Source organism: Paenibacillus sp. FSL K6-2859 (genome assembly GCF_038008265.1).
Classification (GTDB): domain Bacteria; phylum Bacillota; class Bacilli; order Paenibacillales; family Paenibacillaceae; genus Paenibacillus_AQ; species Paenibacillus_AQ nitricinens.
Genome location: NZ_JBBOYU010000001.1, coordinates 4,804,043 through 4,817,515 on the forward strand (window position 1 = coordinate 4,804,043; position 13,473 = coordinate 4,817,515).

At 42.9% G+C, this 13,473-nt stretch carries 11 protein-coding genes and 1 riboswitch; of the genes, 3 read left to right on the forward strand and 8 right to left on the reverse strand.

Annotation, left to right across the window (positions count from 1 at the left end):
• Positions 1–183: 183 nt before the first annotated feature.
• From scpB to mscL, 7 genes are all read right to left on the reverse strand, one after another.
• Positions 184–786: an SMC-Scp complex subunit ScpB gene (scpB, locus tag MHB64_RS21555; protein ID WP_094870098.1), complete on the reverse strand. Its 603-nt coding sequence runs from the start codon at positions 784–786 to the stop codon at positions 184–186.
• Positions 755–1,546, reverse strand: coding sequence for a segregation and condensation protein A (locus MHB64_RS21560; RefSeq protein ID WP_094876365.1), 792 nt, complete (start codon positions 1,544–1,546; stop codon positions 755–757). The genes scpB and MHB64_RS21560 overlap by 32 nt, the downstream gene beginning before the upstream one ends.
• Positions 1,547–1,681: 135 nt before the next feature.
• A complete protein-coding gene (gene ribH / locus MHB64_RS21565) occupies positions 1,682–2,149 on the reverse strand; it encodes a 6,7-dimethyl-8-ribityllumazine synthase (protein ID WP_036676377.1) in 468 nt (155 codons plus the stop codon).
• A gap of 36 nt (positions 2,150–2,185) precedes the next feature.
• Complete coding sequence (locus MHB64_RS21570; RefSeq protein WP_094870100.1) at positions 2,186–3,439, reverse strand: bifunctional 3,4-dihydroxy-2-butanone-4-phosphate synthase/GTP cyclohydrolase II; 1,254 nt, start codon at positions 3,437–3,439, stop codon at positions 2,186–2,188.
• A 62-nt stretch (positions 3,440–3,501) separates the two neighbouring features.
• Positions 3,502–4,170 carry a riboflavin synthase gene (gene ribE / locus MHB64_RS21575; RefSeq protein WP_094870101.1) on the reverse strand — a complete coding sequence of 223 codons (669 nt, stop codon included), beginning with the start codon at positions 4,168–4,170 and terminating at the stop codon, positions 3,502–3,504.
• 101 nt (positions 4,171–4,271) lie between these two features.
• Positions 4,272–5,372, reverse strand: coding sequence for a bifunctional diaminohydroxyphosphoribosylaminopyrimidine deaminase/5-amino-6-(5-phosphoribosylamino)uracil reductase RibD (ribD, locus tag MHB64_RS21580; protein ID WP_341135342.1), 1,101 nt, complete (start codon positions 5,370–5,372; stop codon positions 4,272–4,274).
• A gap of 216 nt (positions 5,373–5,588) precedes the next feature.
• Positions 5,589–5,764, reverse strand: a riboswitch (FMN riboswitch).
• Positions 5,765–6,082: 318 nt separating this feature from the next.
• On the reverse strand, positions 6,083–6,487 hold the full coding sequence (gene mscL / locus MHB64_RS21585) for a large-conductance mechanosensitive channel protein MscL (RefSeq protein ID WP_076284542.1): 405 nt from the start codon (positions 6,485–6,487) through the stop codon (positions 6,083–6,085).
• Positions 6,488–7,010: 523 nt separating this feature from the next.
• Between mscL and MHB64_RS21590 the strand changes: the two genes are divergently transcribed.
• Both MHB64_RS21590 and MHB64_RS21595 read left to right on the forward strand, forming a co-directional pair.
• Positions 7,011–7,721, forward strand: a complete 711-nt coding sequence (locus MHB64_RS21590; protein ID WP_094876362.1) for a response regulator transcription factor — start codon at positions 7,011–7,013, stop codon at positions 7,719–7,721.
• Positions 7,718–8,821: a sensor histidine kinase gene (locus MHB64_RS21595; protein ID WP_341135343.1), complete on the forward strand. Its 1,104-nt coding sequence runs from the start codon at positions 7,718–7,720 to the stop codon at positions 8,819–8,821. Before MHB64_RS21590 ends, MHB64_RS21595 begins: the two co-directional genes overlap by 4 nt.
• A gap of 109 nt (positions 8,822–8,930) precedes the next feature.
• Here the strand turns inward: MHB64_RS21595 and MHB64_RS21600 are convergent, their stop codons facing one another.
• On the reverse strand, positions 8,931–12,383 hold the full coding sequence (locus MHB64_RS21600) for a collagen binding domain-containing protein (RefSeq protein ID WP_341135344.1): 3,453 nt from the start codon (positions 12,381–12,383) through the stop codon (positions 8,931–8,933).
• A gap of 278 nt (positions 12,384–12,661) precedes the next feature.
• Between MHB64_RS21600 and MHB64_RS21605 the strand changes: the two genes are divergently transcribed.
• Complete coding sequence (locus MHB64_RS21605) at positions 12,662–13,420, forward strand: YwaF family protein (RefSeq protein WP_094870106.1); 759 nt, start codon at positions 12,662–12,664, stop codon at positions 13,418–13,420.
• Positions 13,421–13,473 lie beyond the last annotated feature (53 nt).

Below are 13,473 nucleotides of genomic sequence, written 5' to 3' on the forward strand. Positions count from 1 at the left end.
ATTTACCTCCAAGAAACCTTAATTATGGGAACCTTTGGTTTAGTATGGCAATTTATGCTGGAAAAAATTCGGGGTTTGATTAAAAAATGTGGCCATTCATAAAAATAGGGACAGCCCATAAACCATATCAATGGTTTATGGGCTGTCCCAGCAATACAAATCATTGCGGAATAACAAAAAAAGCTATGATTGCTCAATATCCTCAAACGACATTTGGGTATCCAGCTTATTGAACAATAGCTGTGTCTCCTCTTCCAAATTATCAGTGGATTCGAAGTTTGATGGTTCAGGCAGCTCATTCAGACTTGCGAGACCAAAGCTCTCCAAGAATGATTTCGTCGTCCCATACAAGATTGGGCGCCCTATGGCTTCCGCACGACCTACCTCATGAATCAAATCCTTATTATTCAGCGTATGAATGGCACGTTCCGATTTCACGCCTCGAATCTCTTCGATCTCTACCCGTGTAATCGGCTGACGATAGGCCACGATCGCCAATGTCTCTAATGCAGCCTGAGACAGCGTTGATCTGGAAGGGGAATAAGCCAAACGCTCAAAATAATGGGCGTGCTCAGGCAAGGTTGCCAGCCGATAATTCCCAGCAATTTGGACTACCTGCAGCCCCCGTTCCTGTGTTACATAATCCTCTTTGAGTTCTTCTAATGCTCCAGCCGCTAGCTCTGGACGCTGCTCCGTAATTTCGGCAACTTGCCGCACAGAGATCCCTTCATCACCTGATAGAAACAACAGGCCCTCAATAATCGATTTCAGCGTTTTGTAATCCATTGAAGTGTTCTCCTCCTCTCCACTCCATTACGATGTCATCAAACAATTTCTCTTGGTAGCACAATATCGCCTTCATTTTCATCAGTTCCAGAATCGCAAGAAAAGTAACTACGATCTCGTGTCGCGCCATTTCATCGTGCAGCAGTGCTGAGAAGTGGAGCCTTCCGCCCTTTCCTCTGCGCTGCAGCGCATCCGATACATCACGTATACGATCTTTTACCGATATTTCGTCCCGGGTGATCCGCTGGTAAGATGACCTTCTTGCCGCCTTACTTAGTGCTTTACGGAAAGCAGCTATAAGGTCGGAAGTATGTAATCCTTTTAGCGTATGGTCAATCTCTTCTGGCACGAATGGCCCCAGATCCTCCGGCTCCTTCGTAAAAATCAAGCTCCGCTCGCTCTCCATATCCATTAAATGAACAGCAATACTCTTGAATTTACGATACTCAATCAGTCGCTGAACGAGTTCAGTTCGTGGATCAAATTCATCTTCTTCGTAATATTCAAAATCATCGATCTCAATGACCGGTGGTTTGGGCAGCAATAGCTTGCTCTTTATAGATAATAGGGTTGCGGCCATCACGAGAAATTCACTCGTAATATCCAGTTCAAGCTCCTGCATACTTCGCAGGTACTCCATATACTGTTCGGTGATCTCGGCGACCGGAATGTCCTGGATGTCGATTTCCGCCTTATCAATTAAATGCAATAGCAGATCCAGCGGACCTTCAAACGTTTCCAGCTTGTACAATACAGTCACGAAGCATCCTCCCGCCAAAAAAAGTAAAGTGCAGCGCCCAAATGGACGCTACACAAGTAGAAAGGGCTCTATAATCCATGCTTTCTTCTTATACTATAAATAAGCACGAATTCGACTGATTCGTCAATAGCTGTCTTACTTAAACAGTTTGTTAAGATTCGCCATTTCAATCGCAGCAGTCGCAGCATCCCAGCCTTTATTTCCTGCTTTGGTTCCTGAACGCTCAATGGCCTGTTCAATATTTTCAGTAGTAACTACGCCAAAAATTGTCGGTACGCCGGTTTTAAGATTAATAGCAGCTACCCCTTTAGCGACTTCATTACATACATAATCATAATGCGTTGTAGACCCACGAATAACGGTTCCTAAAGTGATTACAGCGTCGTATTTACCGCTTTCCGCCATTTTTTGAGCGATCAACGGAATTTCAAACACACCTGGAACCCAAGCTACATCCACCTCATCATCACCAACACCATGGCGCTTAAAGGCATCTAGTGCACCGGATAATAGCTTACTGGTAATAAATTCATTAAAACGTCCTACTACAACTCCGTATTTTAAGCCTTCGGAAACTAAATGTCCTTCTAAATATTTCGGCATATCATTCATCTACCCTTCGTTTTTTATTGTGTGTGATTATACTTTGGAATCCTCATTTTGTTCAATGTCGTCAAAAGACAGCAAATGTCCAAGCTTCGCCTGCTTTGTATGGAGATAATTGGTGTTATCTTTATTTTCCGGCATTTGTATTGGCACCCGTTCAACAACTTCCAGTCCATAGCCCTCCAGCCCTTTGATCTTACGCGGGTTGTTGGTTAAGAGACGAATTTGGCTTATCCCTAAATCCTTCAGAATCTGTGCACCGATCCCGTAATCACGTAAATCTGCTGGAAAACCAAGCTTTAGATTGGCATCTACAGTATCGAGTCCTTCTTCTTGAAGCTTATAAGCTTTAAGCTTATTAATAAGACCGATACCTCTGCCTTCTTGGCGCATATAGAGCAATACGCCTCTACCAGCAGCTTCGATCTGTCGAAGCGCTGCTTCAAACTGGGGACCACAATCGCAGCGATGGGAGTGGAATACGTCACCCGTCAAGCATTCGGAATGTACTCGTACTAATACGGGCTCATCACCAGAAATATCGCCCTTCACCAAAGCTACATGTTCTTTATCATCCACTTCATTCGTATACGCAATGGTCTGAAACTCACCGAAATCGGTAGGCAGACGCACGGATACCTCACGATTCACGAGCTGTTCCTTTTCATTACGATAGTGAATGAGATCCTTGATACTGATCAACTTCAAATCATGCTTCTTCGCAATTTCAACCAGATCAGGCAACCGGGCCATCGTGCCATCTTCCTTGATGATTTCACAAATCACACTGGCCGGATATGCACCACACATACGGGCTAAATCAACAGCAGCCTCTGTATGTCCGGAACGGCGCAGTACGCCGCCTTTTTTCGCAATCAGCGGGAACATATGGCCAGGTCTACGGAAATCAGACGGCTTCGCTTTAGGGTCAATCATGGCCTTTACAGTCAAGGATCTTTCCCCCGCTGATATACCAGTAGTTGTATCTATATGGTCAACGGATACAGTAAAGGCTGTGCCGTGATTATCTGTATTGTGACTGACCATAGCCTGTAGTTCAAGCTCTTCCGCACGTTCAGCGGTAATTGGCATACAGACCAAACCACGTCCCTCAGTGATCATAAAATTGATGACTTCTGGTGTCGCCCGTTCAGCAAGAGCTATAAAATCCCCTTCATTCTCACGATCTTCATCATCCACGACGATGATGACTTTGCCGCGCATTAAATCATATATCGCTTCTTCAATCGGATCCAAGACACTATCCTTCTTCGATTGTTCGCTCATGATCCTATCCTCCTAATAGCTTTACGAAGGGTTATTTCCATCTTCGTAAGCTTACTCATTATTTATACAAATCCGTTTGCCGCCAAGAAATCACGACTAATCCCGGAGCTGCTATCATTTTCTTCATCCTGTGCAGCAGAGCCATAATGCAGAAGATGATCTACATATTTGCCCAGGACATCACACTCAATATTTACACTATCCCCTGCCCGCTTATAAGTTAGCACAGTTTCCCCTAGCGTATGCGGAATAATGGATACAGTAAACGATGAAGCCGTCGTCTTTACTACTGTTAAGCTAATGCCATCAATCGTGATCGACCCTTTAGGGATGATATATTTAAACAGCGATTTGCGATCCGGCGCAATCTCATAGACTACTGCATTCTGATCACGCTTTACGCTTTTGATGACAGCAGTGCCATCTACATGTCCCTGAACAATATGACCTCCAAACCGACCACCGGCAGCCATTGCTCGCTCCAGATTCATCCTACTGCCAGGACGTAGCTCCTTCAGATTACTGTTTCGATAGGTCTGAGGCATGACATCCACAGTAAAATAGTTCTCGCCTAAAATTGTCGCTGTAAGACAGACGCCATTAACCGATACGCTATCACCAATCTTCAAATCATCCATGATGACGGAAGCGGCAATGTTCAGCACCATCATTTCTCCACCGGCGGAGACACTTCTCAGAGTGCCAACTTCTTCGACTAATCCAGTGAACATGCTTTCCCTCCTAGGAGTTTTATGTGAGTAACACTTCTCCGCTATCTCTCCGAACAAAAATTGCTCTGGAAGCACACGATTAAGTTTTGTAACCATTCACTTTAGCGTACCGGAGTACCGCTGATACATACATTATCTCCGAGCACTTTTACTTCCAATCCCTCCAGAGAAATCGCATCCTTCATTAACTCTCCACCTGGAAATACAAACGTCCCTTTCGCTTCAGCACCACCGCCAACAATCTTTGGAGCGAAAAAGAGAATCACTCGATCAACTAGCCCACTCTCCAGCATCGCTCCATTTAACGTACCTCCGCCTTCAAGTAAAATCGATCCGATTTCCATTTCACCAAGCGTTACCATAGCAGCCTTCAAATCCACGCGTGGTCCTGCTCCGCTAACAATGATTTGCACACCTGCTTGAAGAAGCGCTGCTTTCTTTTCAGCATCTGCAGCTTCAGTTGTCACGATGATAGTAGGCGCTAGACCGTCACTTACAACTGCTGAATCCAATGGAATACGTAGTCCAGAATCAATTACAATCCGTATCGGACTAATGCCCGGCACTTCCGTTCTTGTGGTCAGTGAAGGATTATCTGCAATGACTGTGTTCACACCGACCATAATTCCCTGATGCCGATGCCGCAGTGTATGTACGATCTCCCGCGCTTCTCCATTCGAAATCCATTTACTGTCACCAGATTTGGTAGCTAGGTTACCATCCAGCGTACTGGCACTCTTGAGTGTAACAAACGGCTGTTTTGTCAAAATATATTTGATAAACCGCTCATTCAGCCGCAACGCACGATCACGCAGCAACCCTACCTCTACTTCAATACCAGCTTCACGCAGCATTTGAACCCCACGACCCGCCACCTGAGGGTTAGGGTCTTCACAAGCGACTACCACTCTGGCTACTCCCTCGTCGATCAGCCTTTGGCTGCAGGGCGGGGTCTTACCATAGTGGCTACACGGTTCGAGTGTTACATAGGCAGTGCTGCCTTGAGCTTGACCAGCCGCCATGTTCAAGGCATGCACCTCAGCATGACCCGTTCCGCGCTGCAAATGAGTTCCAAGCCCAATCATCGCTCCATTTTTTACAACCACGCAGCCAACAACTGGGTTAATTCCGGTCTGTCCTTGGGCCCGTTCTGCCATATCCAGCGCTAGCGACATATAAAACTCGTCATTCATGTTGTCCATCTCGTTCCTCCTATCCACTTACTGTCTATCTGATGCATAAAAACAGAAAAACCCATCTCATTCTCCAGGAGGAGTAAAGATGGGTTATGCGAGAGTTTAGCGGCAGTCCAAATAAAAGTGTGCGTAAATAACCGTCAAACGACGGTAATTGTGAAATATCGCACATAATAAATGAAAACACTGCAGTCCACCTGTCTAAAACAGACAAGCGGTTAACCTCTCCTTCTTCCATCCAGACTATACTGTCGGTCCCGGAATTTCACCGGGTCCACCGTTCGCGTCAACAACGCGAGCCGGGTAGCGGACTAAGTGTGGTAGATAAACTTAAGAAATAAGCACTCTACAACAACATCACCGCCGGTAGGGAATTACACCCTGCCCTGAAGGATTGATCCTTTATTTAATTGAGGTTCAAGTTTTCCTTACTAACAAAATTATCACTTACACCTTCGAAATGCAAGTGCGTTTTATATATTTACTTAAAATTTGTAACTTGATTCTGAGAGGTATGGTGATTACAAGAAGAAACGATATGGTTTTATATTAACAAACTTTTATAAGAATTCGTCTCTCTCTTACACATCCATCCCTTTTATTGGGCTATAGAAAGCCAACGGAGGTACAGTTATAATCCATTCCATAATTTCATAAAAAGAAGAAAACAAAGAAGCGCCAGGACTTTATCTCCAGGCGCTTCTTTTCCTTTTCAATTACAAACCACGTTCTTGTTGTTTCAATAGATCACGAATTTCCGTTAGCAACACGATATCTTCTGCGGGTGCTGGCGTCTCCACCACTTCAACTTTAACGGCTTCTTTGCGCTGGAATTTATTAGCCAGTTTAATCACCATAAAGATTGAGAAAGAAATAATAAAGAAATCAACGACCGCCTGCAAAAATTGCCCATAAGGAATAATCAGTTCATTATGCATAACCATAACACTTAGAGCCCGATCCTTCAGATCTATACCACCTGTTATCAAGCCAACAATTGGCGTAATGATGTCAGATACTAATGAAGTCACAATCTTACCAAAAGCTGCTCCGATAACGACAGCAATGGCTAAATCTAGTACATTTCCTTTCAGGGCAAAAGCTTTAAACTCTTTCCACATCTTCCAATTCTCCTCCAACCTATTGAATTTGAAATTATTATAGCATAGCCGCTTCCCAAATCTTAAGACTTGTTAAGAAACTATTAAGTTTACCTTTACTTTTGCCTGCCACCGTTGTTAAGAAATCTCATGTTAAATAAGGATTACGAACTACAAAAAGGAAGATTCCTAACATGGGAACTTTTTCAACTTTTAAAAAAAAGCATTCCAAGCCCCAGCTCGTTCTTTCTGCACAGATTCAAACATGGATTGAGGCTCTTCGATGGGAGCAAGCTAAAGGAAATAACAACCTAGAATGGTGCTTCGAGTAATTTGGGTAATTGGGGCTGTACCGACAGCTTTCCCAAGCTATCAGTACTTTTTGGCATCCGCATCTCTGTTATGCAGGCGGCTATATTCTAGCTTTAAGTTTCTCTTGGATCGTTGTTAGTCTTTCAGCACGTGATCTGCCATTTGCCTGAATGTTTTACGGAAATGTATACTTCTTGTAGTAAGGAGGCTTTACAAGAAAGGACGCTGAGTAATGCACAACGCAACAGTACTTTTAGTTGACGACGAAGCAGAGATTATTAAACTCATGCAGATCTATCTGGAGAACGAGGGATACCGTCTATTCACTGCCCGTGACGGGCTGGAAGCACTTGAAATTATCAACAATGAAACTATAGACCTAATGGTTCTAGATATCATGATGCCCAACATGGATGGTATCGAGGCTTGTATTAAAATTCGCGAAACACATAAATTTCCAATTATTATGTTATCTGCTAAGGGTCAGGAACTAGACAAAATCACGGGACTCAGTGTAGGTGCGGATGATTTTGTTACGAAGCCTTTTAGTCCGTTGGAGCTTGTCGCCCGCATTAAATCTCAGCTGCGTAGAACCCGGAATTACATGTTAGATCTAAGTGCCAAACAGGATGAAATCATCATTGATGGCTTGGTTATTAACTCGGTTACGCATGAAGTTAGCGTGGATGATCAGCCAGTAAAACTTACTCCGAGAGAATTTGCAATTCTGGAGCTGCTCGCCCGTCACAGGGGACAAGTACTAAGCATGGAGCAAATTTACGCTAAGGTATGGAAAGAACAATTTCTCGAAAGCAATAATACGCTCATGGTTCACATTCGAAAAATCAGAGAAAAAATTGAAGCTAATCCGAGAAAACCACAATATTTGAAGACGGTATGGGGCGTTGGCTACAAATTGGAGAAAGGAGGTCCTTCTAGTTGAACTTTAAACGATTCGATACCCTATCCTGGAAAATCGTTGGCTTCAGCCTAACGAGTCTAGCACTTACAGCAGCAATCGTATTGGTCGGCTATTATGGTATATCCCTATTGCTATGGCTAAACCCTTCTCGTTCTTTCTGGGGGGTTAGACTCATCCACTGGGTAATCAATAACATCGGGTCTATTCCTGTAGTGATTCTTATTGGAATTCCTTTATTTATTTTTTTCATCCTTAAACTATCCAGAAATACAACCAGTAATCTTCAAAACATTACGAGCGGGGTTCAAGCTATTGCAGACGGCAATTTATCTTTCCAGGTACCGGTATCAGGTACGGATGAACTTGGTAAACTCGCCGAAAATATGAACCTCATGGCTGGCAAGCTAAAATCTGCTATAGAGGAAGAACGAGCAGCTGCGAAAGCCAAAAACGACCTAATTACAGGTGTATCACATGATCTCCGAACCCCTCTAACTTCTGTACTCGGATTTCTGGAGTATGTAGAAAAGGATCGTTATAAGACCGAGGTCGAGCTTCGTTATTATGTGAATATTGCCTATGAGAAATCTCTGACTCTTAAAAAGCTAATCGACGATTTATTCGAATATACACGAGTTAGCAGCAGCGGGCTCCCCCTTAATATTGAGCCTGTTGATCTCGGAAAGCTGCTTGAACAGCTTGTCGAGGAATTCGCTCCCGTACTTGAGCAAGCGGATATGACCTATCGTATTCATACGGATAAGGGCCCTTTGGTTATCCTTGGTGATGCGGATGAGTTAGTTCGATTATATGAGAATCTATTTACCAATGCGGTTAGATACGGTAAAGAAGGTAAGATTCTAGATATTACAGTTTATAGAACAGACGATAGAGTGATTGCTACATGCAAGAATTACGGCAACCCGATCCCTGCCACGGATCTCCCCCACTTATTTAAGCGATTTTATCGCGTCGATAAATCACGTTCCCGAGAGACTGGTGGAAGCGGATTAGGACTCGCGATTGCTAAGAGCATCACAGAGCTCCACGGTGGGGCTATTTCTGCCAAAAGCACACCCAAACAAACTGAATTTGAGACTTCCTTCCCAGCGATCGATTGATGTTTGTGGGGATGTTTTGAGTTTTGGGCAAACGTAAAAAAGCACCCGACAATTTTTTGCCGGATGCTTTTTTATTTCAATCGCTGTTCATACTCTAAACAAAGACTTGCTACCTGTTTCCCCTCCGTTTAAACACACGGTTTAGAATAAAGCCAATGGCTATTAATCCAATACCAATCATATAAAGCGGTGCAGAGCTACTTTCTCCCGTCTTAGGAAGCTGAGGAGCACTTGAAGTGCTGTTGTTCACCGGCCCCTTCGGTACTTCCTCATCAACAATGTCGACTTCTCTTAACGGAACATCTTCATCTGTAATAACTAAATCCGGAGTTCCCACTTCTTCTAATGTCGTGGATTCCAGATTGGTCGTATTCCCAGGGCCAGCAGGTACTGCCGGATCATTGATGATTACTGCCGGCACCAGCGAACTCGTGGATGTTGGTGTCACCGGGCCTCCTGGGATTCCTGATATTGGTGTTGAAGTTGGTGCTACAGTCGGATCTGTTGACGGAGTAACCATTGGTTCCGACGAAGCTGATGAGGTCGGTGTCGGTGTTGCTGTTGGAGCTATAGTTGACTCTGGTGTTGCAGTAGGCGTAGGCTCAATTGCTTTTTGATTTGTAATTACGAGTTGATTCGTTGATGAAGACTGAACGAACACTTGATGCTCTGTAGGATCAAGTACATAGCCAATAGGAGCTATCGTCTCAATCAATACGTAGTTACCCAACCATAATTTATTGAATGTTGCTGTACCTGTGGAATCTGTGGTTAAGCTATTCATAAATACCCGGTCTGAGCCGTTTAGACGATAGAGTGCAAAAGTTGCATCTCCCAGCGTCTTCAAGTTGTCCTCTGCATCCAGCTTCTTGATCATTAAGGAGCCTCTAACCCCGCTACCTGATCCTGATCCACTCGACACACCGACGATAATTTCTTTAGAAGAATCTTTACTAATTTCATTAACATTATGACCACTGAAACGAACAGTATTAGTAACTTTATCTCCTGTATTCGCCATAATCAGGGATTGATAGTCGAGAATATAAGGTTTACTAATCTCCTTGGCGAAGCTTAAATCAAACGACTGCTTGCCGTCTACATCCGTTTTTATTTCTAGGCTGTAATCGATACCCTGAATCAATTCAGGGTATCTTTTGGTTATGTCCCCGTTCTCTGCTACGCTTGTTGGATACAAGTGGAAGGAGTCCTGCAGTAAAATCTGATTAGCACTAGGCGTATCTTTGATTACAGCATTCTTCACCGTAGACTGACCGCTATTGATTTGAATACTCCAATCTATTTTATCACCTTTCTGAGCACCATCCTTTAAGAGATATTCATCCCCATGAGGGATCGTTACAGAAGCATTTAAATCCTTGGAAGCCTTCTTTATTCCATCATAAAGATTGGCCTTATTCTCAATAGAAGTACCGATGACTTGGCCTTCAAGACTTGTATGAAAGTCGATATAATAAGCGGAATGAATGCTGTCTTTAAAAGAGACCTTCAACTCGTTAGTAGCACTGACACTATAAGTGTATTTGCTACTGTTTACCTCGACACCTTTCGTTGGGTCTCCATTCTTAGCAACATTCATGGTGTACACTTTCAGCGATCCAGGAACCAGGGTTTGACCCGATTTCAAAATATCCACGACCACTGACTCTGCAACCGTTTTGCTATTATAGTTGACCCCTAATGTCCAAGCTAATTCTTTAGTTGAAGCATTATAAGAACCAAACTTCAAACCATTGCTTTTCGCTTCGGCTCTTGGAATAAATAGCCCTTCTGCTTCTGTTCTGCGAGGAATTTCGGACGTGTCTAACCATTCCATCCTAACCTTGTTATTGAAATTTTCAGTATTAGACCAAATCCATTCCTTATTAAATTCCGTTGTATAGCTAACCGTATAAAGACCAGTAATCTGCGAATTAAAGACCACCTTGAATCCTTTATTGAACTGAACAGGAGCATTGTAAACCAAACTATATTTGGAAGGATTCAATACGGACCCTTTAGAATCTCTAATGACAAGCGATTCTGGGATGAATTTCAATCCACCAAACGGGAACGTTTCTGTAATTTCAACCCGGTCCATTGGATAGTTATCACTGTTTAATGTGACTTTCCATCCAACCGTTTTATTCTGATAATTTACGTCTGATAAATTCTTATACAGAATGGCTGAACGTATTAAACGAGTAGCCTGTTCAGTGTAGGTACTATCCGTAACTGTATTCGTGATTGTAGTATCTGCAAACACACGGTTTACTGCTTTAGTCTTATATTCAATTCGAAAGGGGGAGGATACATCCTGATTAAATTGCAAGGAGAACCCCGTCTTACTCACGTCTGAAGCTGCAACTACAGTGTAATCAAGATCCTTTTTCAAAAGATTTCCTAACGTTGGTGCACCCGTTGAATCCAACTGCACCTTGTACACTTTTAACGAATCCGCTACTAACGCTTGAGAATCATCAAATAAATCCGCTAGTTTTGCATCTCCCTGCAAGATCTTTTGTTCATTAAAATTATATTCGATTGCCCAGGAAATGATTTGATTACTCCAGTCATATCCGCTGGAGTACTTATTCAGGCTTCCTCCTCGTTCTACTTGAACAGTAGCAGAGGAACTTACTGGAACTTGCCCCTCTCCTGCAAAAGTCGCTGTATTCGTGAAGCTTAGCCGATGCTCATCAGTAATAGCTGTGGAGTATTCAATACGGTAAGCACTCGATATCGCAGGATCAGTGAAACGAACATTTAACGTTCCTCCAGTGAACGCTGTAGAATATTTACTGGTATCGAGTAGTGCTCCTTGCGTTACCGAACCGTCCAACTGGATACTCAGTTGATACACACTCACAGTAACCGGAGTGCTAAGTGACAAACCTGATGGTATAGGGTCCGTTACAACTGCATTTCCAACAGTTTTTAATGATTTATTTACGTCAACCGACCATAGAATATGGTCTGCATTAAAACCCTGAGGAATCCCCCTCTTCTCAATGGTCGATCCTACATTTGGTTTAAAATTCACAGTAACCGTCTGAACACCACCGCTTACCGGAAATAAAATCTGCTGAATAGTACTTCCTGAGATTTTTTGTTTATCAAACTTAGTATTAATCCGAAGCGTTCCTTGCACGTCATCATGCGTTTCTATGTAGTCATTAAAGATCATTGTTACTTGATGTGATAACTGCTCAACTGTAAAAGTTCCTACATCTCCATCCTCTGAGACTAACACACCGTTAATATCATTAAAAAGCCGAAACTGCTCTGGAAGCTGAAAGGTAAAGGTATCTCCCTGCTTGTATTGATGAGCTTTAGGAAGAGACCACGCATAATCTAATGTTACATTAGCATCTTGTTCATAGACGCTATCCGTAACCGTCTGCCCGTCTGCACCATATACAGCCATTGAGACACTGGTGATGATATTCCGCTCTTGATCGATTGCCGCTGCTTGTACTTGTGGAGTGAACCCGATGCCATAAGCATATTGCGCTACAAGCAACAGAATAACGATCATCACACTTATTCTTTTCTTTAACATTATCCTATAGCCTCCAATTCCTTTTCCAATTTGATTTTTCTGTGTTTGTATCCCCACTTGAAGCGTAATCTCTGCCATTCCGCATGCTCGATTGCTTCTTATGTAATACCGCGCCCATCGCCCCATCTTATGTTAAAATAATGAAAAGACATCCTTTTGTGGGCAGTTGACAGAATCCATACATATTTAACCATTTTATGGATGTTCAGAAACAGAAAATATTAATGTTTATAAATTTGTTTTTTGAAGTACTTTTCAGGTACGAAGGAGGTTGGTTCATGCATCTTTCATCTTATTTTGATCGACAGCGTACGGAGGATTTCATTATGTTCTCCCCTTCACATTGGATTGCTCTGTCTATCATTACATTGGTCTGTATACTGTTTTACAGTTTAAGATTCGAGATTCGGACTGATGTGAGACTTCGGCAAAGTGTGCGTTTGCTGCTGATCATTATACTTTTATTCTCAGAAACAGGACTTCAAATATGGTACCTCTCTCAAGGCGTATGGCAATCCAGCAGCTCACTCCCATTCGAACTATGCGGAATTACTTTACTATTATCTGTTATCATGCTGATAACTCGCAGCCGAACACTTTACTCCTTTCTATATTTTGCTGGGATAGGTGGAGCATTCATTGCTTTACTCACACCGAATCTGGTCTATCCGTTCCCTCATTTCCGATTTCTACTGTTCTTTATAGCACATGGTGGTATTGTTCTGGCTTCTCTTTATATGACCTGGATTGAGGGCTATAAGCCCACTTGGAAATCTCTCCTGTTCACCCTGTTTGGACTAAACATTGTGGCCGCCTGTGTGTGGATCGCCAATTACATCCTAGGGTCTAACTACATGTTCCTATCTCATAAGCCCAGCACTTATTCTGTATTGGATTATTTCGGACCTTATCCTTATTACCTGCTTGTTGAAGAGTTGTTTGCCTTCTTTGTGTTTCTGCTCATGTATTTGGTATTCTTCTGGGTGCCAGAGCAGCGTAAATCGAGACGTAAAAGAATAAGCCGGATTCCTTATTAAATAAGAAAAAGGCCAGCCTCCGATAATCTGGAGACTAGCCTTTTTAAATTAAG